General features: G+C 62.5%; 18 protein-coding genes and 1 pseudogene. 4 read left to right on the top strand and 15 right to left on the bottom strand.

What is annotated here, in order from left to right; all coding sequences use genetic code 11:
• Nucleotides 1-60: 60 nt before the first annotated feature.
• Nucleotides 61-513, top strand: coding sequence for a Fur family transcriptional regulator (locus AADV58_RS05430; RefSeq protein ID WP_028993548.1), 453 nt, complete (start codon nucleotides 61-63; stop codon nucleotides 511-513).
• On the opposite strand, the gene AADV58_RS05425 is transcribed toward AADV58_RS05430, so the two are convergent.
• Together AADV58_RS05425 and AADV58_RS05420 are read right to left on the bottom strand one after the other, a co-directional pair.
• A complete protein-coding gene (locus AADV58_RS05425; protein WP_341744257.1) occupies nucleotides 479-1,360 on the bottom strand; it encodes an NAD(P)-dependent oxidoreductase in 882 nt (293 codons plus the stop codon). The genes AADV58_RS05430 and AADV58_RS05425 overlap by 35 nt on opposite strands.
• A complete protein-coding gene (locus tag AADV58_RS05420) occupies nucleotides 1,357-2,223 on the bottom strand; it encodes an NAD(P)-dependent oxidoreductase (RefSeq protein ID WP_341744256.1) in 867 nt (288 codons plus the stop codon). Before AADV58_RS05420 ends, AADV58_RS05425 begins: the two co-directional genes overlap by 4 nt.
• Nucleotides 2,224-2,464: 241 nt before the next feature.
• Between AADV58_RS05420 and fliD the strand changes: the two genes are divergently transcribed.
• Entirely contained in the window at nucleotides 2,465-3,379 is a 915-nt protein-coding gene (fliD, locus tag AADV58_RS05415) for a flagellar filament capping protein FliD (RefSeq protein WP_341744255.1), read from the top strand.
• Between the two features lie 2 nt (nucleotides 3,380-3,381).
• Here the strand turns inward: fliD and hflX are convergent, their stop codons facing one another.
• The 9 genes and pseudogenes from hflX to AADV58_RS05370 all read right to left on the bottom strand — a co-directional run.
• Nucleotides 3,382-4,689, bottom strand: coding sequence for a GTPase HflX (gene hflX / locus AADV58_RS05410; protein ID WP_341744254.1), 1,308 nt, complete (start codon nucleotides 4,687-4,689; stop codon nucleotides 3,382-3,384).
• Between the two features lie 76 nt (nucleotides 4,690-4,765).
• The gene (locus tag AADV58_RS05405) at nucleotides 4,766-4,990 is read right to left on the bottom strand and encodes a YgaP family membrane protein (RefSeq protein ID WP_028993553.1); all 225 of its coding nucleotides are present in this window, start codon (nucleotides 4,988-4,990) and stop codon (nucleotides 4,766-4,768) included.
• Nucleotides 4,987-8,193 (bottom strand): efflux RND transporter permease subunit, encoded by a 3,207-nt coding sequence (locus AADV58_RS05400; RefSeq protein ID WP_341744253.1) that lies wholly within the window; start codon nucleotides 8,191-8,193, stop codon nucleotides 4,987-4,989. Before AADV58_RS05400 ends, AADV58_RS05405 begins: the two co-directional genes overlap by 4 nt.
• Before the next feature lie 3 nt (nucleotides 8,194-8,196).
• Nucleotides 8,197-9,183 (bottom strand): efflux RND transporter periplasmic adaptor subunit, encoded by a 987-nt coding sequence (locus AADV58_RS05395; protein WP_341744252.1) that lies wholly within the window; start codon nucleotides 9,181-9,183, stop codon nucleotides 8,197-8,199.
• A gap of 83 nt (nucleotides 9,184-9,266) precedes the next feature.
• Nucleotides 9,267-10,544 (bottom strand): MFS transporter, encoded by a 1,278-nt coding sequence (locus tag AADV58_RS05390; RefSeq protein WP_341744251.1) that lies wholly within the window; start codon nucleotides 10,542-10,544, stop codon nucleotides 9,267-9,269.
• 68 nt (nucleotides 10,545-10,612) lie between these two features.
• The gene (locus AADV58_RS05385; RefSeq protein ID WP_281984794.1) at nucleotides 10,613-10,912 is read right to left on the bottom strand and encodes a c-type cytochrome; all 300 of its coding nucleotides are present in this window, start codon (nucleotides 10,910-10,912) and stop codon (nucleotides 10,613-10,615) included.
• Between the two features lie 84 nt (nucleotides 10,913-10,996).
• Nucleotides 10,997-11,365, bottom strand: coding sequence for a response regulator (locus AADV58_RS05380; RefSeq protein WP_081700045.1), 369 nt, complete (start codon nucleotides 11,363-11,365; stop codon nucleotides 10,997-10,999).
• On the bottom strand, nucleotides 11,362-13,731 hold the full coding sequence (locus AADV58_RS05375; RefSeq protein WP_281984791.1) for an ATP-binding protein: 2,370 nt from the start codon (nucleotides 13,729-13,731) through the stop codon (nucleotides 11,362-11,364). The genes AADV58_RS05380 and AADV58_RS05375 overlap by 4 nt, the downstream gene beginning before the upstream one ends.
• Nucleotides 13,728-13,943 (bottom strand): annotated as a pseudogene (locus tag AADV58_RS05370) (Hpt domain-containing protein); the annotation flags it as partial. The pseudogene AADV58_RS05370 and the gene AADV58_RS05375, both read right to left, overlap by 4 nt.
• Before the next feature lie 357 nt (nucleotides 13,944-14,300).
• Here AADV58_RS05370 and AADV58_RS05365 point away from each other — a divergent pair.
• Entirely contained in the window at nucleotides 14,301-15,011 is a 711-nt protein-coding gene (locus AADV58_RS05365; RefSeq protein WP_043420508.1) for a response regulator transcription factor, read from the top strand.
• Nucleotides 15,012-15,088: 77 nt separating this feature from the next.
• On the opposite strand, the gene AADV58_RS05360 is transcribed toward AADV58_RS05365, so the two are convergent.
• The gene (locus AADV58_RS05360; RefSeq protein ID WP_341744249.1) at nucleotides 15,089-16,882 is read right to left on the bottom strand and encodes a TolC family outer membrane protein; all 1,794 of its coding nucleotides are present in this window, start codon (nucleotides 16,880-16,882) and stop codon (nucleotides 15,089-15,091) included.
• A gap of 305 nt (nucleotides 16,883-17,187) precedes the next feature.
• Nucleotides 17,188-18,672, bottom strand: a complete 1,485-nt coding sequence (locus AADV58_RS05355) for a sigma-54 interaction domain-containing protein (protein WP_424243834.1) — start codon at nucleotides 18,670-18,672, stop codon at nucleotides 17,188-17,190.
• Nucleotides 18,673-18,841: 169 nt separating this feature from the next.
• On the opposite strand from AADV58_RS05355, the gene ccoG reads away from it, so the two are divergent.
• Entirely contained in the window at nucleotides 18,842-20,248 is a 1,407-nt protein-coding gene (gene ccoG, locus AADV58_RS05350) for a cytochrome c oxidase accessory protein CcoG (RefSeq protein ID WP_028995094.1), read from the top strand.
• Between the two features lie 33 nt (nucleotides 20,249-20,281).
• On the opposite strand, the gene AADV58_RS05345 is transcribed toward ccoG, so the two are convergent.
• Nucleotides 20,282-21,151 carry an alpha/beta hydrolase gene (locus AADV58_RS05345; protein WP_051295405.1) on the bottom strand — a complete coding sequence of 290 codons (870 nt, stop codon included), beginning with the start codon at nucleotides 21,149-21,151 and terminating at the stop codon, nucleotides 20,282-20,284.
• Nucleotides 21,148-22,188, bottom strand: a complete 1,041-nt coding sequence (locus AADV58_RS05340; RefSeq protein WP_028995095.1) for a C4-dicarboxylate ABC transporter — start codon at nucleotides 22,186-22,188, stop codon at nucleotides 21,148-21,150. Before AADV58_RS05340 ends, AADV58_RS05345 begins: the two co-directional genes overlap by 4 nt.
• Between the last annotated feature and the right edge of the window lie 7 nt (nucleotides 22,189-22,195).

Here is a 22,195-nt window from a genome sequence, read left to right as displayed (position 1 = left end):
GATTTGGTGCAGGAAGTCGGCAATGTTATAACATCGCATACCCACCACCAAGCCGATTCGATGAATACCGAACTCTGCGACGAAAGCCAGGCGCTGGAACGTGCCGCCAGCCATTGTCGACAACAGGGTGCCAGCCTGACGGCGATCCGCCGCGAAGTCCTGGCCCTGCTCTATCGAACGCCCAAGGGCATCAAGGCCTACGACCTGCTCGAACAGATGCGGCAGTCGCGCGGCAATGCCTCGCCGCCAACCATCTACCGCGCCCTCGACTTCCTGATCGAGCACGGCCTGGCGCACAAGATCGGCCGCATGAACCTGTTCGTCGCCTGCCGCCACGGCAACCATTCGGCACCGAGCCTCTTCCTGGTCTGCCCGAAATGCAATGCGGTGACCGAACTGGAAGACGCCAACGTCGCCACCACCCTCTGCGCCAGCCTGGCCGCCACCGGCCACCGCCTGGACAGCCCGGAAGTCGAGATCAGCGCGGTGTGTCCGCAGTGCGCGGGGAATTAGCCTCCAGCACACGCAACAGCGAACTCGTGTCGTTCTTGCCGAAACCCAGCGCCATCAGCGCGTTGAGTTGCTGGGCGACGCTTGCCGTCAGCGCCACCGGCACGCCGCTCTGGCGCGCTGCTTCGAGTACCAGCCCGAAATCCTTGTGATGCAGGCGTGCCTCGATGCCGGCCGAAAAATCGCGGTCGACCATGCGCTGGCCCATGATCTCAAGCACGCGCGAGCCGGCCGAACCGCCGGCCAGCGCCTGCTTCACCTTGGCCGGATCGACCCCGGCGGCGGCGGCCAGGCGCATTGCTTCGGCGACCGCCTCGATGGCGGCGACCATGATCATCTGGTTGCAGGCCTTGGCGACCTGGCCAGCACCGTTGGGGCCGATATGGACGATGCGCTGGCCGAGTTTTTCGAGCAGCGGACGCACCCGTTCGAGCACCGCCGCGTCGCCACCAGCCATGATCGCCAATGTCGCGTCTTTCGCCCCCTGCTCGCCGCCGGACACCGGCGCGTCGAGCATGTGGATGCCTTTCTCCGCCAACTGGCCGGCGATACGCCGGGCGACGTCGGGCGCGATGGTCGAGCAATCGACCAGCATGCTGCCCGGCGCCATGCCGTGGATCAAGCCGTTGTCGCCGAGCGTCACGCCTTCAACATCGGCACTCGAGGTGATGACGGTGAACACGACCTCGCACGCAGCGCCCAGTTCGGCCGGCGAGGCATGAACCGTCGCTGGCAGGCCGGCACAGCTTGCCGAGCGGCGCGCCCAGACGTGCAACGCGTGGCCGGCCGCCTGCAGATGCAGGGCCATCGGGCGCCCCATTGCGCCCAGTCCGATGAAACCGACCTTCATGCCTGTCCCGACAGGCTTTCCAGGAGCTTCAGCACGGCAATCGAATCCTCCTCGCCCAGGCCGGAACCGACCATGGCGTTGAACATCTGAGCGGTCGCTGCCGACCCCGGCAGACACAGCCCGAGTTCGTGCGCCGTCTGCATGACGATGTTCAGGTCCTTTTCATGCATCCAGCTCTTGAAGCCCGGCTTGAAATTGCGGTCGAGCATGCGCTGACCGTGGTTTTCCAGGATCTTCGAGTAGGCGAAGCCGCCGAGCAGCGCCTCGCGCACCTTGCCGCGGTCGACACCGTTCTTCGAGGCAAAGGCCATCGCTTCAGCAACCGCCAGCACGCCCATGCCGGTGACGATCTGGTTGGCCGCCTTGGTCACCTGACCGGCACCCGGCCCACCGACGTGGACGATGTTCTTGCCCATGCATTCGAATGCCGGCTGGGCGCGGGCAAAGGCGGCATCTGAGCCGCCGGCCATGATCGACAGCGTGCCGGCAATCGCGCCGACCTCGCCACCGGACACCGGCGCGTCGACGAAATCGACGCCAGCCGCCGCCAGGTCGGCGTGAATCGCGCGTGCCGCCGCCGGCGCGATGGTGCTCATGTCGACGGCGACCAGCCCCGGAACGGCAGCACTGGCGACGCCGCGCATGACTTCGGCGACGTCGGGCGCATCGGCGACCATGGAAATCACCAGTTCCTGGCCGCGCGCCACATCAGCCGGCGACGCAGCGCCGCTGGCGCCGGCATCGAGCAAGGGCTGCATCGATTCGGCGCGGCGCGCCCAGACGGTGACCTGGTGGCCACCCTTCAACAGATTGAGCGCCATCGGGCGCCCCATGATGCCCAGGCCGATAAAACCAATCTTCATGTCCCGCTCCTCCATGTTGTCAGGCGGATTCTAGCCGATCGGCCGGCAAGTCGACGGCGGCGAAAATTGCCGGAGGACGTGAATCGACCCACCACGCCGACCCCAGGGAATCGGCGAAATGCCGGTAGCGCGGGACAGCGGCGGACGCGCCACCATTTCATGGCACCGGGCACGCTTGTTGCACAGAGGAAGCCATGGGCAACTGGACGGCAATCTGCCGTCGCCACCGCCAGGAGGCAATATGTCGAGCAACGCCATCATCCGCAAGACTTTCGATTTTTCGCTGCTTTCCGGCATGCAGCGCGGGCAAGGCAATCCTGCGGCAGCGGGCGGCAACTTCCTGGCCGTCCTGCAGGAGCGGCTGGCCGATTTCAAATCCCAGGCCATGGACAGCCTGCTCAACGGCGGCAGCACCACCGGCGCCATGAACGCCCTGCTGACGAATGCCCCCTTGATGGCCAACGGCCGCAATCCGGCGCTGTTCGATCCGGAATCAGCCTACGCGATGATGACCACGATCAACCGTAAAGAGGTTGTTTACAAAGCCGAATTCGCCGAAATGACCGCCATGGGAGATTACGTCGCGGCGATGCAGCAGGAAGCCGGCAAACTGGGCACAATCGACCAGAGCAGCAGCGCCGACGAAATCCGCAGCCGCCTGCAGGCCTTCGCCGACGCCTATAACGGCTGGATCGACCGCTTCGACGAGGTATTGGCCAACGGCGGCCTGCTGGCCGGCACGCATGCCGCAACCGTGTCGCAGTGGGAACTGGAAAAGAGCATCGAGAGCATTTTCAACGGTGCCGGCAGCGGTGTTCGCGGCATGGGCGCGCTCGGACTGGAGATCGATCCGGTCACCAACATGGCCAGTCTCGACACCGCCCGCCTGGACCGTGTACTGGCCAGCAACCCGAACGGTGCGGTGAACGCAATCCGTGAATTCAGCGGCAACTTTGCCCGCTCCGCGGAATTGCTAAATTCAGAGAACAATTTCATTCCCAACCGGATGAACAACCTGAGCCGCGTCATCGACTACATCGACACCAACAAGGCATCGCTGCAAATGGAATTCGGTCTTGGCGACAGCGCCCGCCCAAGCGGCGAAGTCGCCCGGGCACTGGCGGCCTATCAGGCGATGCGCGGCATCAGCGTCTGAATTCAGCCAGCCGGCGACAAACGCTCGCGCAAGCTGTCGATTGCCGCCTGCTCGCCACGGATGCTGAAAAAGGCGCCGTTCTCGTCCGCCCGCTCGGCCAGTACCTGACAGTTGGCGAATAGTTCACCGCGCAACTGCTGGGCCGACCAGGGAATAAACAGTTCAGCCTCGACCAGCGCCGCCTGGAAAAAATCGACGATGATCTGGTGCAGACACGCCACATCGTCCGGCCGAACAGCGCTCATCACCACGCAATCCGGGTACTGTTCACGCAATCTGGCCGTGCATTCGACTTGTGCCGCCTCGTTTCCGACATGGTCGATCTTGTTGAAGATGCGCAGGCGCGGCAGGGTGTCGGCGCTGATTTCGGCCAGAACATGGTCGGTGACTTCGAGCTGGCGTTCGAAACCGGGGTCACTGGCATCGATCACATGCAGCAGCAGGCCGGCATCGAGCGCCTCGTCGAGGGTCGACTTGAACGAGGCGACCAGGCCGTGCGGCAGGTTCTTGATGAAGCCGACGGTGTCGCTGACCAGCACGCGCGGCACGCTTTCCGGGTGCAGCGTGCGCACCGTCGTGTCGAGGGTGGCGAACAGTTTGTTGGCGACCAGCACCTCGCTACCGGTCAGCGCCCGCATCAGCGTCGATTTGCCGGCATTGGTGTAGCCGACCAGGGCGACGCTGGCCAGGCTCTGGCGTTCCTGGCGGCGCGCGCGCTGGGTCTGACGCTCGGCATCCATGGCAACAATTTCCAGTTGCAGCTCGGCGATGCGGTCGCGGATCTTGCGCCGGTCCAGTTCGGTATGCGATTCGCCGGCGCCGCGGCCGCCGACACCGCTACGCTGGCGGCCCTGCGGCCCGGCCAGTTTGGCCGCTTCGCGCAGTCGCGGCGCCATGTAGCCGAGGCGGGCGATTTCGACCTGCGCCTTGGCGGCACGCGAACGGGCGTTGTTATGGAAGATTTCGAGGATGACCATGGTCCGGTCCATCACCGGGCAACCGGTGGCCTTTTCCAGGTTGCGCGCCTGCGACGGCGAGATTTCATGATCGACGAGAATGGCATCGATCTCACGGTCGGCCGTGTGCTCGACGTAATGAGCGATTTCCTCGCACTTGCCGACGCCAACATAGGACGTCGTATCGAAACTGCCGCGCTTCTGGATGAAGGTGTCGACCACCGTGTAGCCGAGCGTCTTGGCCAGTTCGCGCAGTTCGGCCAGCGAGGACTCGAATTCGACATCGCTGACACTGGGTAGCTGGACGGCCGCAACGATGGCGACGGCGGGTTTTTCTCTCAATTCGACGGACATTCGGGCAGGGCTTCTCGACAACGGCGGGAAGCAGAGTGTACCCGTCAACTGGGCCGTCGCTGCGACTACCTTCGGATCAGAGGCCGCAGGAGCTGCCGCCCGACTTTACGCCAAGCTTCTTCAGCAGCTTCTCCGGCGGGCAGAACCCGGTGAAGCCGCTCTGGAACAGGTTGAAGCCGACGAAGGCGGTGAATGCCAGGAACCATTCCGAAACGAAGACCGGGCTGCCCTGCCAGCCGAGGGCCAGCGAGAGCATGACGAAGAAGCCGGCCATGATGCGGATGATGCGTTCGGTGGTCATGATTGATGCTCCTTGCGGAAGGCTGCGTAGTAGAGAACCGGAATGACGACCAGGGTCAGCAGTGTGGACACCAGGATGCCGAAGATCAGCGCCAGCGCCAGACCGTTGAAGATCGGGTCGTCGAGGATGAACATGGCGCCGAGCATGGCGGCCAATGCGGTCAGCGCGATCGGCTTGGCACGCACCGCCGCCGACTGGATCACCGCGTCGTGGAAATCCATGCCGGCAGCGACCTGCTGCTTGATGAAATCGACGAGCAGGATCGAGTTGCGGACGATGATGCCGGCCAGCGCGATCATGCCGATCATCGAAGTCGCGGTGAATTGCGCGCCGAACAAGGCATGTCCGGGCATGACACCGATAATGGTCAGCGGGATCGGCGCCATGATGATCAGCGGCACCAGATAGCTGCCGAAGTGAGCGACCACTAGCAGATAAATCAATATCAGGCCGACCGCGTAGGCCAGACCCATATCACGGAAGGTCTCGTAGGTGACCTGCCACTCGCCGTCCCATTTGACGCTGTAACCGGCATAGGGATCGGTCGGCTGACGGATGAACCATTCGCCGAGCCTGCCGCCTTCCTTGAGTTCCATGCCGTTGATCCGGCTGCGGATGTCGAACATGCCGTAGAGCGGCGAATCAAGCTGGCCGCCCATGTCGCCGACGACGTAGACGACCGGCAGCAGGTCCTTGTGGTAGATGGTCTTTTCGCGCACCGTGTCGCGCACTTCGACCAGCTCGGATACTGGCACCAGTTGGCCATCGCGGGAACGGACCCGCAACTTGAGCAGCGTATCGAGCGCCGACTTCTGCGCTGACGGCAGCGTGATCCGCACCGGCACGGCGAACTTGGATTCGGCATTGCGCACCGGCGTCACGTCCATGCCGGCCAGCCCCATGCCGACGACTTCGACAATGTCGCGCTGCGCCACGCCCAGTTGCGCGGCCTTGGCCTGCAGGACATGGAGCACGAATTTGCGCGCATCGGCGTCGATGTAGTCATCTATGGCAACGATGTCGGGCGTTTCGCTGAAGGCCTGGCGCACCTGCTTGCCGACGGCGATCTGGCCGGCGTAATCAGGGCCGTAGATCTCGGCGACGATCGGCGACATCACCGGCGGCCCCGGCGGCACTTCGACGACTTTGGCGACGCCGCCGTTACGCTGACCGACGGCTTCAACCGCCGCGCGCACGCCGGCGGCGATTTCATGACTTTTCCGCGAACGCTTGGCCTTGTCGACCAGATTGACCTGGATGTCACCCTTTTCCGGCGCCGCCCGCAGGTAATACTGGCGGACCAGACCGTTGAAGTTGATCGGGCTGGCGGTGCCGGCGTAGGCCTGGTAGTTCGTCACCTCCTCGACTTTGGCCAGCTCGGCACCGATTTCCTGCAGCACCCGCGCCGTTTCCTCGACCGGGGTGCCGGCCGGCATGTCGACGATGATCTGGAACTCGCTCTTGTTGTCGAAGGGCAGCATCTTCAGCACGACGAGCTGGAAGTAAGCCAGCGACACCGAACCGAGGATCAGCACAACGACGGCGATGGCCAGCTTGACGCGCGCGGCGGCGCCCGTCAGCGGATCAAGGAAGGGCGTCAGCAGCTTGCGGAAAGTGCTGTCGAGCTTGGCATCCAGCTTCGACGCCGCCGGCGCACCATGACCGGCACCGTGCGACTTCATCAGCCGTACCGCCAGCCAGGGCGTGACGACGAAGGCGATGGCCAGCGACAGCGCCATGCCCATCGACGAGTTGATCGGGATCGGGCTCATGTACGGGCCCATCAGCCCGGAAACGAAGGCCATCGGCAAGAGCGCGGCGATAACGGTCAGCGTCGCCAGGATGGTCGGCCCACCGACTTCATCCACCGCGCCGGGGATGATTTCGAGCAGCGTCTTTTCCGGATACAGACCCTGCCAGCGGTGGATGTTTTCAACCACCACAATCGCGTCGTCGACCAGGATGCCGATCGAGAAGATCAGCGCGAACAGCGACACCCTGTTGAGCGTGAAGCCCCAGGCCCAGGAGGCGAACAGCGTCGCCGCCAGGGTCAGGGTCACGGCGATACCGACGATCACCGCTTCGCGCTTGCCCAGCGCAAAGAAGACCAGCAAGACGACGAATGCGGTGGCGAAAACCAGCTTGCCGATCAGCTTCTGTGCTTTTTCGGTCGCCGTCTCGCCGTAGTTGCGGGTGACCGTGACCTCGACGCCGTCGGGAATGACGATATTTTTCAGGCTTTCAATACGGTCGACCGCAGCATTCGCCACGTCGGCGGCATTGACCCCGGGCTGCTTGGAAATCTGGATGGTGACCGCCGGGAACTCGCCGGCCTGGGTGCCGAACCAGGCGTAGCGCTGCGGCTGGTCGGGGCCGTCCTCGACCGTGGCGACGTCGCTCAGGTAGATCGGCTTGCGCTCGCGAACTGCAACGACCAGGCGCTTCACATCCGCCGCCGACTCGAGGTAGGTGCCGGTCTGCACGAGGATTTCGCGATTGCCGGCGACCAGGCTGCCGGAGGTCTGCAGCGCATTGGACACCGTCAGCGCACCGGCAATGTCCTGCGGCGTGACGCCGTAGGCGTTCATCCGCTCGGCGTCGAGCAGCACGCGCACTGCGTGGTCCGGGCCGCCGAGCGTCGAGATGTCGCGCGTGCCCTTGATGCGCTTGAGTTCGATCTCGACGGCGCGCGCCACCTGCTGCAGTTCGTAGGCCGAACGTGCCGGATCGGCGGTGTGGAAGGTCAGCGCAACGATGGGCACGTCGTCGATGCCGCGCGGCTTGATCACCGGCTCGGACACGCCGAGATTGGCCGGCAGCCAGTCGCGATGCGCCATCACCGTGTCGTGCAGGCGCAGTACCGCGTCGTTGTACTTGACGCCGACCTCGAACTGCACGGTGATCACCGCCATGCCCGGGCGCGACATCGAATAGACGTGCTCGACACCATGCATGCGCGACAACACCTGCTCGCCCGGCGTCGCCACCAGGTTCTCGACATCCTTGGCCGAAGCGCCCGGCCAGGCGACCAGCACGTCGGCCATGGTCACGTCGATCTGCGGCTCTTCCTCGCGCGGCGTGACCAGGGTCGCGAAAACGCCCATCAGGAAGGCGACCAGCGCGAGCAGCGGGGTGATCCGCGAATCCTGGAAGGCGGCGGCAATACGCCCGGAAATGCCGAGCGAGGTCTTTTCGGCGGCCATGGCCTACTTGCCCGACTGAACTTGAATGGCCGCCTTGACCGGATCGGTGACCACCTTGTCACCTGCAGCCAGCCCGGCCAGCACCTCGATCTCGCCCTGACCGACGGCTTCGCCGAGGCGCAACTGGCGCAGGACGAGACGTTGATCGGCGGTCTGCACATAGACGGCGGCAACTTCGCCGCGGCGCAGTATCGCGCCGGCCGGTACGGTCAGCTTGTCGGCGCGGCCGGTAACGAAATGGACCCGGGCGAACATGCCGGGAACGGCTTCCGCCAGTCCCGGCAGACTGACACGCACCTGCGCGACATGGGTCGCCGCATCGACCGTGGGCAGCACCTGGATGGCGCTCGCATCGACCCATTTGCCGAGTTCCGGGAACTCAACGCGGGCACTGCTGACGCCGCGCATGGCCGGCAGGCGATGCTGGGGAATGCTGGCGGTGACGCGCAGGCTGCCCGGTTGGTAAATGGTGAACAACGGCGTTCCCGGCATCGCCATGTCGCCGGCTTCAACATGCCGGCGGGCGACGATGCCGGTCATCGGCGCGACGATGCTCGCGTGACTCTGGCTGGCACCGGCAGCACTGCGATTGGCCGCCGCCGCATCGAAATCGGCCCTGGCCTTGTCGACCGCCGCCTGACTGACAAACTTCTGTTCCTTCAACTGCTGGTGGCGTTCGTAATTGAGTTTCGCCACCTTGTATTGCGCTTCGGCCGCACGGGCTGCTTCACCAGCCTCACGCGCGTCGATGCGCATCAGCAGATCGCCCTTGGTCACCCGCTGGCCACTATCGGCGCGCACTTCCAGTACCCGGCCTGCCACCTGGGCACCAACCGTCGTCTGCTGCACGGCCTCGACAACTGATTCAGCCGGGATAGTCAGGTCGACCGGATGTGGTTTGACGATGATGACCGGCAAGGCATCTGCCGCCATGATTGCGGTCGACACCAGAGCAAGAGCGAAAATCAGGGAGCGAGCGATGGATTTCATGAATATAAGCATACGCTAATTTGCATCCCCGTAGCAAGACAGAAGCTTGATTCTACGACTTCATGTCATGCGCAAAACAATTATCAGGCCGCCTGCCAGATATTGCGACAGCGTGTCTCGCGGATACGCCAGCGGGCGGCAGCGCCCAGCGTGGCGCACAAGGTCACTGCCAACACGCCGTTCTGCCAGGTGGCGACGTCGTAGACGCGGGCACCGGCGACCATTTCGCCATGCCAGCCGAGATCCATGATCCAGCCGACGACCGGCTGCATGATCGCGGCACAGAGGAAACCGCCCATGTTGGCAACGCTGGTCGACATCCCCGACAGCAGCGGCGGATTGACCTCCTTGGCGCACGCCCAGGTCAGGCTGAACCCGGCGGTCGACAAACCGAGCAGGGCAAAAAGCAGGTACGACAGGCTGAGCGGCATCGCCACGCAGGACAGCAGGATCAGCCAGATCGCCACGTACACATGCGAGACGGCAATCATCACCGGTTTGCGCCGCCCCAGGCGGTCGGACAGACCGCCGATGAACAGGCAACCGACGGCAAAACCGCCGAACCACAAGGACAGGTGATTGGCAGCGGTCGCGCGCGCCATGCCGTGCACCTGCATCAGGTAAGGCGTCGCCCACAGCCCGGCAAAGGTGAAGAAGGCACCGGACATGCCGGTATTGACCAGCGCCGCCGGCCAGGTGGCACGGTTGCGGATCACCGCCAGCAGGCTGGAAAGCACCACCGTCCGGTCGAAACGCGGCCGCGATGCTTCGCCCGAAGCGGTCGGCGCATCGCGAACGATCAGCCAGCACAGCGCCCCGAGCACCAGCGAGACGGCGCCGACGCCGATGAACACCCCGCGCCAGCCGGTCGCCTGGGCCATCGCCGACAGGGGTGCCCCGGCCAGCACCGAACCGAGATTGCCGACCAGCATGCAGATGCCGACGATGGTTGCAAAACGGTTCTCCTCGAACCACACGGCCACCAGCTTGAGCATGGCGATGAAGGTGACCGAAACACCGAGCCCGACCAGGGTTCTGCCGGCCAATGCGAATTCGAGCGACGGCGCGAAGCCGAACAGCAGACTACCGACACCACCGACCAACGCCCCCAGCGCCAGTATCCGGCGCGGCCCCAGGGTATCGGCCAGAATCCCCGTGGGGATCTGCATCACCGTGTAGATGTAGAAATAGGTCGCGGCGAGCACGCCGAGCGAGGCCGCCGAGGTCTGGAAGGCGGCAGCCAGATCCTGGGCGATACCGGCCGGCGCAAAGCGCTGGAAAAAGGAAAGGATGTACGCCAGCGCGACAACGGCCAGCGCCAGCCAGCGCCGCCGACGCTGTTCGGGAGTCAACGGCCCCATGACAGTCTCCGGGTGATTGTTATATCAGGCGCCTCTGCGGGCGCCTTCCTGCTACCGCCTGACAGTTCTTACTTGAACGACAGCACCCACTTGGCCAGCGCCAGTGCCTCGGCATCGGTGACTGCATTGGCCGGCATCGGCACCTTGCCCCACTCGTCCTTGCTACCGTTCTTGATCTTGGCAGCCAGCGCAACTTCCGCCCCCTTTTCACCGGCCCGTTTGGCGGCAATTTCCTGGTAGCCGGGACCGACAATCTTTTTGGCCATGCCGTGGCAGGTCGTACAGTTCTTGGCCTTGGCCAGTTCTTCCGAAGCCATGGTCGGCGCGGCAATCAGCAAACCCAGGATGACAGGGATCAGTTTTTTCATGTGTGTTTCCTCCGCTTGCAAAAATTCTTGTGCGATACCGCCAGTCTAACCCGAGAGCGGCTCAAACAGACAAGCGCCGGCGGATCAGTCGAGCCAGGCCCGCAGCCGGCCAGCCAGGGCAGCCCAGTCGACCGGCTTGGGCAGATGATGGGCACCCAGCGTCGACGCCGCGTCGAAAAAACCTGCGTCTGCGCGCCCGCTCAACAACACGATGGGCAGATCGGATTCGCATCGCCGGATCGTCCCGGCAACACTCAGGCCATCAAGGCCGGGCATTTCGACATCGAGCACGACAATATCGAAATCCCCACCGGAGCCATAGGCTGCCAGCGCTGCCACGCCATCCGGCACGAAGCGCAGGGCGAATGCCGGCGCAGCAAGCACGACGCCGAACATCAACCCCATGGTCGGATCATCATCCGCCGCCAGTACCCGACATACCCGTTCTCTCATGACGACAGTCCCTTTTCCAGCATCTCGTCCAAAGCCATGCGCACCGCCAGTTGCTCGGCGACGAAACCGGGGTGCAAGGCCATGACTTCCTCCTGCTTCCCCTCCTGACACAGGGCCTCGATTTCCCGGCACAAACCCGCAAACCGCAGCGCCCCGACGTTGTAACTGCTCGACTTCATGGCGTGACAGGCGCGCGCCATGGCCAATGCATCGCCGGCAGACAAGGCGCCCTCGTAATCGCCCCACAAGCTTTCGACACCCCGCAGGTAGGCTTCGATCAGTTGCCGTATCAAGGCATTGGCACCGCTCGGCGCCAGGGTGCGCAGCTGTTCGAAGACCCCCGGATCCAGTGCGGCATTTCCCGAGACGGCCTGGACCACCGTCGGCACTGCAGTCGGTTTGCGACGCTCCCGGGGCAGCCAACGCTCGAGTACGGTGAGAATTTCCTCACCCCGGTATGGTTTGGCCAGGTAGTCGTCCATGCCGGCCGCCAGACAACGGGCCCGGTCATCACGCATGGCGTTGGCTGTCAACGCCACCACCGGCAGGTGCGGAAGATCGTCCCGAGCTTCCCGGCGGCGCAATTCGGCGCAGGCCGAGAAGCCATCGACCACCGGCATCTGGCAATCCATCAGGACCAGATCGAAAGGCTCGCGGGCCAGCAGATCAATGGCCTGCTGACCATCATTGACCACGACCACCTGCAAACCCAGGCGCTCCAGATGGGTACGCGCGACAATCTGGTTACTTTCATTGTCTTCCGCCAACAAAACCCGGCCACGCAGGATGGGGCTCGCCGAATCCGTATCCATCGGCAGTTCGACCCGGCGCGAAGTCACGCCGCCGCTATCTGCCAAATCGTCCGATGCTGCCCGTTCGACCACCGGCAGACACAAACTGACGGTAAAGCACGTACCAACCCCAAGAACGCTGTCCACAGTGATCTCGCCGCCCATCATGTCAACCAGGCGCCGGCAGATCGCCAAACCCAGGCCGGTACCGCCAAAACGCCGACTGGTCGAGCCATCGGCCTGGGCAAAGTGTTCAAAAATCCGCTCGCGAGCCTCTGCCGGAATACCGACGCCGGTATCCCTGACCCGCAATTCCAGACACTGCTTGCCTGGCTCGGACGGCTGCAAAGTCAGACCAAGAACGATCTCTCCCTGATCGGTAAATTTGACTGCGTTGTTCAGCAGATTGGCGACCACCTGGCGCAAGCGCAAGGCATCCCCGCGCAAATGCAGGGACTGGCCACCCTGCACCTCGATCAGCAACGCCAGGCCTTTCTTGTGGGCGGGTTGCGAAAACAGCTCGACCGACTCGTTGAGCAAGCAGACAAGATCAAAATCTTCTTCTTCAAGTTCGAAATGCCCGGATTCGATCTTGGAGAAATCAAGCACATCGTTGATGATCGCCAGCAGGTGCCGCCCTGAACGATCAACCGCTTCGACGAACTGCCGCTGCGTCGGCGTCAGGCCCGTGTTCAGCAACAATTCCGTCATCCCCAGCACCCCGTTCATCGGGGTCCGGATTTCATGGCTCATGGTTGCCAGGAACTCGCTCTTGGCCAGGCTCCCCGCTTCGGCGACCTCCTTGGCCTGGCGCAACTCGCGTGTCCGTTGCTCGACGATCTGTTCCAGATTTCCGAGATGCGAGGCCAGCCAGTGATCCCGCTCGCGAATCTGCTCGACCATCTGGTTGAAACCTTCGCTCAGCCGCTCGAACTCGGCAATATCCGAATGTGCCGCCCGGGTATCCAGGCGTCCAAGCGAAATCTCGGCCATGTTTTCGTTCAACATGCCGAGCGGGCGCATCGCGCGCTCGACCTGCCGGTGCTGCAGCCGCAGGATGACCCACAGGGCCAGCGCAAACTCGATCAGGATCAACAAGGCGTAACCCAGCATCTGCCGGTGCAGGCGCCCCAGATCAAAACTGACCAGCATCCAGCCCTTGCCTGCAACCTTGCCACCGACCAGAAAGTCGATCGAGCCCGGCTGCAAGCGATAACCCTCCTCGAATACCGGGGGTTTCCATCCCGGAACAGCATAGCCATCAGGGCGTAAATATTCGAATTTAATGCTCTGATCGTCACGGTAAAGGGTAAGCGAGCGCAGATCGGGGAGCGAGGAAAGCATTTTCCTGAATACGGACACCCGTACCGGATCTTCGACCAGCAGGCTGTTGGTCAACATTTCTTCAAGCAGCGCGGTCCGCGCCCGCCCCTCCTCGATGCGGTCACGCAGGTCCATGCCACCGGCAGTGAGGAGAATGATGACCGACAGGACAAGGAAGGCCGGCAACAAGACCTGCAGATTGACCCGGGCAAGGTATCGCCCTAGCGGCGCCGGCTCAAACTGCGTTGTCACGACTGCCCCGGTAACTCACAACCCGCTTCGCGCCAGGCTACTTCAGCGCTTTTCCATGCCAGGCCAAAGGCGGCCGCAAGCTCAGCACGCAAATCGACAGGAATATTCACATCCTCGCCGGCGATCCGCCGCAACAGGATATTTTCCAGGCGCTCAGCCAGGGCCGCAAGACGCATCGCACCGACATTTGCCGCTGCACTGCGAATCGCATGTACACAGCGACGCTCGGCTTGATCGTTACACGCACTTCAAGCCAGTCGGCTTCCCAACCTGAAAAATGATGCACAAAGAAACCGACGGCCTGCCACCACAACTCGGGACGATCCAGCATGCGCGCAACAGCGTCACGGACATCGAAGCCCTCCAGCTCCTGAGGTATCAGCATCATGGATTAGCACCGCCTGCCGTTGAAGAGACTGCCATTGTCCCGCTTCAGCTGGAAACTTGGTTGAAGAAAGGTAAAACGCCCTGCGGCCTCCGCTCGCCGCACCATGCCCGTTGCAAGACAGCCTGCGCATATCCTTTACAATGCATTACAATCGTTTCCATCGAGCATCTTTACCCCTCTCATGAATCAGACAGCACTGATCGTAGAAGATGACCCCGGCACCCGCCATGTTGTCAGCACCACCCTTGGCACAGTGGGCATCAGCAGCATTTTCGCCGAAAACGGTGCGGCCATGTGGCGACAGCTCGACCAACAGCCCGACGTGGTCATCCTTGATCTGAGCCTCCCCGATGCAGACGGACTGGAACTGCTCAGGCAGTTGCGCCAGCAATCGGAAATCCCGGTTCTGATTCACTCGACGCGTTCCGACGAAATCGAGCGCATCATCGGCATCGAGATCGGCGCCGACGATTTCCTGCCCAAACCGTGCAACATGCGCGAATTGCTTGCCCGCACCCGTGCCCTGCTCCGACGCAGCCAGCTACGCAGCCAGACGACGGTTTCGCGTGCTGATTTCAAACGCTTGCGCTTCGGACACTGGACGCTGGATACCGCTGCCCGGGAATTGCTGAATGGCGACGGCGAACCGGTATCAATCGGCGTTTCCGGATTTTCGCTGCTGATGGCCTTCCTCGAGCACCCGTTCGAGCCTCTGTCCAGAGAAAGCCTCTCCCGCGTTCTCAAACGCGAATACATCCCTTACGACCGGATCATCGACGTCCATGTCAGCCAGATCCGACGCATTCTTGGCAAACAGGCCGATGGCAGCAGTTTCATCAAGACCCTGCGCTCGCAAGGCTATGTTTTTGTCTCTCAGGTCGACCTCGCCTGACACCCGATAAAAAACCCCCGGGGACAAATCCCCGGGGGTTTTTTTATTCAGCACGAGGTCGCAACCCCGGCTAATCCTCAGCGTGACAGGCGATTACAACCACCAACGGTGTTACCGACACACGGCGTAGAGCTTTCGCGATTGATCAGCCACTTGCCGTTGACCTTGATCATTTCCAGCGTCTTCAGGACACGATCATTGAAGATGTTCGAGCGATAGGTCTGCTCGAACTCGGCAAAAGCACGGTCCTCGCCATCCATCCGCACGCGCAGCTTATCGACTGTGACCGAGATACGCTCACGCGGCGAAATCCGGGCGCGACGCAACTGGTCCCAGTCCTCGCGGGACAGGCCACCGTCCGGCGTGAAGGTCGGTGCATAGAAACCGCTGTATGCCGAGTAATCCTTGGCCGACCATGCCTCCGCCCAGGAACGTACTTGCGTTTCGATGTCGCCGATGGCCGTCTGCGGCGCCAAAGATTCCTGCGGCGCCTGCGCGACGACCGGCGAACGTGGCGCGACCATCATCTCCCGCGCCTTGGCATCGAGCGCCTCACGCGCCGAGGCTTGCTGGGTGACGGCATCGGCCGGGCACAGCGAGGCCGCATCGACTTCGGCCAGTTCGGCAGCGGTCGGCGTATGGGTGTCCAGTTTCTGCAGCCCCATGAATTCCAGCAGCGAACCCATGCCGGCGTAGGTACGCAGGTAGGCCAGCGTCAGGTCGGTATCGGCGTTGACCGAGGCGCGCCGCGCCGACAGCAATTCGTTCTCGGTATCCAGCAAGTCGAGCAGCGTGCGCTGACCGACGTTGAACTGGTCGCGATAAGCGTCGCGCGTCTTTTCCAGCAAGGCCACCTGAATTGCCAGATAGCTGGCCTGTTCTTTCAAGCGCAGTACGTCGTTATAGGCGATCAGCAGCGTCTGACGCGTATCGCGGCAGGCCTTTTCGCGCATTTCCACCGCCAGGTGCTTGCGCTCCATGTACTGACGCTCACGTGCCCGGTCCGAACCGCCGTTGAACAGATTCCAGCTGAACACCACCTCGGCCACGTTGTAATCGCGGTCGCCGCTGACGCCCTGATAGTTGTTGGTGCTCTCGGTGCGCGCCCGCAGATCGACGCGGGGCGAGTAAGCCGAACGCTTGGCGGCGATGTCGTGCTGGGCGGCTTCGATATTCTCGATCGCCGCGTGCAGCGTCGGGTTACGCCGGTGCAGGATGTCCAGTGCCGCCTTCGGGCTGGCCGGCAGGGCGCTGCCGACCAGGCTGGGCGGAACGATCACGTCGGGCGGCATGTTGCCGACCAGACGCTGATAGCGTGCCGACACGTCGTGCAGGTTGGCGGTTTCGGTGGTCAGATTGACTTCGGCCAGGGCCAGACGGCTGCCGGCTTGCTCCAGATCGACGCGACGCCCGACGCCCGATGCCGTACGCACCTTCAGTTGCTCGTGCGTGGCCTTGTGGCGGATGTAGTTGTCTTCGGCGAGATCGACCAGGAAACGGTAGCGCAGCACATCGAGATAGGCGCGGCTGGCTTCCAGGGCGACGTTCTCGGAGGCTTCGAGCAATTCGTAGTAACGGACCAGACGCGCCTTGTCGAGTTTGCGAACCTCGCTGCGCGTGGCAAACCCGTCGAACACCATCTGGTTCAGGGTCAGCGCGTAGCCCTGGCGGGTGTAGTTGTCCTTGGTATTCGTCGGCGGCGTCTTCAGACTCTCGCGGCCAGCGCCCGCAGTCAGGTCTACCCGCGGAAAATAGCCACCGCGTGCCACCCCGATTTCCTCGTCGGCCGCCTTGTAGTTACGCCACTTGGTCGTCACTTCCGGGCTCTTCAGCACCGCTTGCTGGGCAATCTCGCGCAGAGCCTGTTGCACCTCCGGGGAAGAAGCATTCTGGGCAAGAACAGATGCGGGGAAAACCGCAACTGCCAGCAAAAAGGGGATAGTCCTGATTTTCATATTTATCACTCGCAAAGAACCTTCGTCACCCATTCAGTCGCACGCACTGTGGCGCACTCTGACCGAACGGACCCTCTATTGGAAATAAAACCGCTTTTCTCGATTCTAGTTTAACAATCATTCGGGAATGTAAGACTTGGTAAAGACAGGGAATCAGCCATACCAAAAACCTGACGGAATATATCATTGTCATAACCGGATCGCAATCGTGAATTTGGTTTTCAATTCACTCGCTCCAGTTTTCGATACAGCGTCCGGGTACTGATACCAAGTTGCCTGGCCAACGCCTCCATATCGCCACCGTGTATCTGCCTGGACCACTTGAGATAGCGCCTTTCCAGTGTTTCCAGATCGATCAGGGCATCCACCTGAAAGCCAGCCGCCCCGCCCGGCTCAACAGGAAGATAAAGCGGCGGATCGGTCATCTCGAGAAGATGCGTCACATCGATGGCATCGCCGTCTGCAAGCAGGGAGGCGCGCTCGATCAGATTGCGCAATTCGCGGATGTTGCCGCTGAAACGCTGGGCGGCAAGCCAGCCGAGCGCAGCCGCCGTGAAGTGTCGACCAGGCTTGCGGTCAACCCGGGCCAGTAGCGATTCAGCCAGCAGGGGAATGTCTGAACTACGCTCGTGCAATGCCGGCGTCCGGATGGGAAAGGTATTGATGCGGAAATACAGGTCACGACGAAAGCTTTCAGCCGCCACCATGGCCGCAAGATCGCGGTGCGTCGCGGTGATCAGCCGGAAATCGGCCGGCAACCAGTCAAGACCACCGACCCGGCGATAGGTCCCGGTTTCCAGCAGGCGCAGCAGCTTGACCTGTAGCGAGAGCGGCAGTTCGCCGATTTCATCCAGAAACAGGGTGCCGCCCGAAGCCGCTTCGACCAGGCCCTGCTTGCGGTGGGTGGCGCCGGTAAAGGCCCCTTTTTCGTAACCGAACAATTCGGCCTCGAACAGGGTTTCCGTCATTCCCGCGCAGTCGACCGCAACAAACGGCCCTTCTTCCCGGGCGCTGGCCTCGTGAATGGCATGCGCCACCAGTTCCTTACCGGTCCCCGTCTCGCCCAGCAACAGCACGGCCGCATCGGAAGGGGCGACCCGCATCATCTTTTCCAGCATGCTGCTGAACGCCGCCGAGCGACCGACCAGCCCACTCGTGGCGACACGACTGCTGGCCTGGCGCACCAAGCGCATGGTTTCGACGAAATAGGCAATTTCGCCGGTCTCATCGCGGATCGGCGAGGTTTCGACCAGCACATGCTCTTCGCCCCGGGGCGTGTGATGCAGATGCAGGACCCGTTGCGGCTCGCCCGCTTCCAGACTGAGCTTGAGCGGACAGGATTCGCCGGCCTGGTCGCACGGCACATTGAAGCGATGCGAGACCTCGTAGCAGGCCCGACCGGCCAACTCGCGCCCACCGCCAAATTCGCGCGTATAGGCGGCATTGGCGGCAATGATCCGGTAATCGGCGCTCATTACGATACGCGGCTCGGGCAGGCCATCAAGAAAGGAAATCAGCTCACTCAGAAAATGCGATGTCAAAACTGGCACCTCGGTCAATCGATGCTGTCGATTCTGACACAGCATTCGAAAAAACAGAGGCAAGCCACGCAAAATAAAAAGCAAGTCATTGATTTTAAAGAAACCAAACAACAACACAAAGCTGGCACGCAACTTGATATTAGTTGCTCCGGAAACCGGGGACACCTCCCACTGCTCAATGCGCTTTCCTTGGAGTTCTAGAGCTTCTGGTGTGCCGGTCGGCTGGTCGCATATCCCCCTTAGTTCGCCCCGCAGGCTTGCTTCATGCGATTAGTCGGCAGACATGCCATTCCCCCGGTTTCCGACCATAACAATCAACGGGCACACAAAAAAAATGACTCAAGCGGACAATCAGAACAAGCAGGAACCGGTAGCCGAAGTTTCACTCTACGAAAAACGCAAGAAAATCTACGCCAAGCGGGTACGCGGTTTCTTCGATAACTGGCGCATCATCCTGGTTCTGCTGACCCAGGTCATTTTCTACGGTACGCCCTGGCTGGTCTGGAATGACCGACAGGCGATCCTGTTCCATCTGGTCGAGCGCAAGTTCTATCTGTTTGGCCTCGTCTTCTGGCCGCAGGACGTCATCTATCTCGCCGTCCTGCTGATCATTTCGGCCTACGCGCTGTTCCTGGTCACCGCCGTCGCCGGGCGGCTGTTCTGTGGCTACGCCTGCCCACAGACCGTCTATACCCAGCTGTTCATGTGGATCGAAAACTGGGTCGAGGGTGACCGCAATGCCCGGATGAAACTGGACAAGGCACCACTTGATGCACGCAAGCTACGCATCAAGGGCACCAAGTTCCTGCTCTGGGGCATCCTGTCGCTATGGACCGGGTTCACGCTGGTCGGTTATTTCACCCCGATGGACGAGTTGATCAACAATGTCGTGACCAACAGTCTCGGCCCCTGGGAAACCCTGTGGATCTTCCTTTACGGCGGCTTCACCTTCCTGTTCGCCGGCTTCATGCGCGAACAGGTATGCAAGTACATGTGCCCGTATGCCCGTTTCCAGAGCGTGATGTTCGACCCGGATACGTTGATCATCACCTACGATCCGGCTCGTGGCGAGCCGCGCGGCATCCGCAAGAAAGGCGCCGACATCAGCAAGCTGGGCGACTGTGTGGATTGCGGCCAGTGCGTAGTGGTCTGTCCGACCGGCATCGACATCCGCAACGGTCTGCAATATGAATGCATCGGTTGCGCTGCCTGCGTCGACGTCTGCGATCAGGTCATGGACAAGGTCGGCCTGCCGCGCGGTCTGGTCCGTTACTCGACCGAAAACGCCATGGCCAAGCAGGAATCGAGCGCCGATATCCTCAGCCACATGGTTCGTCCCCGGGTACTGGTCTATACCGCCATCCTGATCCTGATCACGATCATCGCCGGCTACTTCCTGGTCAACCGCATTCCGCTGAAGATGGACATCATCCGCGACCGCTCGACCCTGGCCCGCGAGGCCGACGATGGCAGCATCGAGAACGTCTTCATGCTGCAGATCATGAACACCACCGAATTGCCGCAGCGCTACAAACTGGCGGTCGATGGCCTCGACGGTCTCAAGATCAGCGGCGAAGACACGGTCGACGCCAAGGCTGCCGGCCTGACTTCGTTCAACGTCGTGGTTGCGGCGCCGCCGGAATCCGGCAAGCGCGGCTCCAACCCGATCCACTTCACCATCACCGCCGAGGGCAATGCCGACATCACCCTGCGGGAGAAAGCCTCTTTCCTCCTGCCCTGACGCCAAACAGGGCAGACTCCGCTTGGGCGGGCGCTAGTCGCCCGCCTTTTTTTCGTCTTGATGTCGGGAGCCAAAGGCGCCATCGAGGAAGTCGAGCACCTTGGGCAAATGCGCCTCGATATCGCCAAAGTCCTCGTGGCACCCAGGCACCTCAAGCAACTGTGCGGCAGACGAGGCCGCCGCTATCTGGCGGGCCTCCTCAAGCGGCACGGTAAGGTCGGCGCAGCCGTGCACCAGCAAGACCGGACACGCAATCTGCGCAATCGTCCGGCAAGGCGCGATATCGTCGAACCGATGCCCAATCACCCGCTGCACGTACCACAGGATGTAGGCCCCCAGCGGCCAGTAGGGAATGTGCATGGTGCTCAGCCAGCGACGCATCATTGCCGCCGGGTGAGCGAATGCGGAAATACTCAGCACCCCCCGGATATCGCAACGCCGACTGGCGACCAGCAGGGCCGCGCCGGCGCCGACCGAGTGGCCGACCAGACCGATGGCTTGGGGATCGACCTCGGTTTGCTTCGCCAACCAGTCCAGACAGGATTCGATATCTTCGGCAAAACGCGGCAGCGAGGCGAAACTGTCATCGTCACTCTCGCCATGACAGCGCGCATCGGGCAGCAGCAGGCTGTAGCCGGCCAGGTGCAGATGCTTGGCCAGTGGCAGCAGGGTGGCTGCGTTGCCGCCCCAGCCGTGCATCAGCAACAGCGCCCGTCTGCCGCCCGGGATATACCAGGCGCGCAGCATCTTGCCATTCTGGCTGGCGATGGCAACGGCCTGCCAGGGCAGACCTTCGGGCGTTTCCTGGCGGGGCAGACGCGGCGCCCGCAAGCCATGCCGGATGCCGCGATTGAGCAGCCAGATCAGCACTGGCGGCAGCGCCAGCCAGCCCCAGGCCGTCACGGGTGCGGCTGAAAGATACCGCCGCTCAGCACCCCGCGCGCGGTTCGCCACAGAGTCAGCGACCAGAAACCACACAACATCAGCCAGGCCAGCACGCCGATCACCAGCATGCTGTTCCAGCCGAAAATCTTGTACAACCGCAGGCTCTCCACGGCAAACGCGCCCAGCGGGAAGGTGAACCCCCACCAGGAAAGCGCAAACGGCAATTGCCCCGCAGCCTTGGCCGACCAGGTCAACAGGCTGGCCATCACCAGCCACCAGACACCAAAGCCCCAGACCAGCGCCATCAGCACCGCCGCGATCTCGCGCACAACCGGGAAGGGAAAATGTTCGGCCAAATTCATGAAACTGACCGGGATGACGCCAATCGGCGCCAGATGAATCCACACCGTTGGCGTCAGGATGCCCTGCGCCGGCTTGTGCAGGTACTTGCGCTGCAGGGTCAGGCCGAGCAGACCGAGGTACATCATGCTGCCCGCGCCGAGCCCGACAATATTGGCCGTCAAGGCCCATTCGCGTAGCGCCCCGTCCATGTGCGCGAGCAACGGACCACCGGCCAGCGGCATGACCACCAGACCGACCGCCGGGATGAATTTGGCCGGCGTCACGTGATCGAGCGCCACATGCTCGCCGCGAAACATGAAGAAGAGCACGGCAAAGCTGAACACGAAATGCAGAATGACTCCTGCCCACCAGAAGAAGAGCGCCGCACCGACATAGGGACCGAACTGCACCCACTGCGCTGCCAGTACCAGCAGGGCAATCGAAAAGGTCGGATAGAAATTGGCCTGCACCGGATGCTGCAGGGTCTGCATCGCCGCCTGCGGGAAACGCAGCCAGCGGGTCAGCCAGGGCACGGCGAGCAGCGCGAAAAGGAGCACGTTGAACCAGTGCAGCACTTCCGCCGGACCGGCCAGCAGCGGCCACCTGGCCGACAGGGCCAGGGTGCTCATGGACAGCACACCGGTGCCCATGACGGCGGCGAACCAGCCGGGGGCAAAACTGCGGGAAATCGAGGAAAAATGGGGGTAGGACATGGCTGTT

The sequence above is a fragment of the Azonexus hydrophilus genome, assembly GCF_038368255.1.
Lineage (GTDB): Bacteria > Pseudomonadota > Gammaproteobacteria > Burkholderiales > Rhodocyclaceae > Azonexus > Azonexus hydrophilus.
Note: the sequence above shows the minus strand (reverse complement) of the source record. Positions and strands in the feature narration are given on the sequence as shown.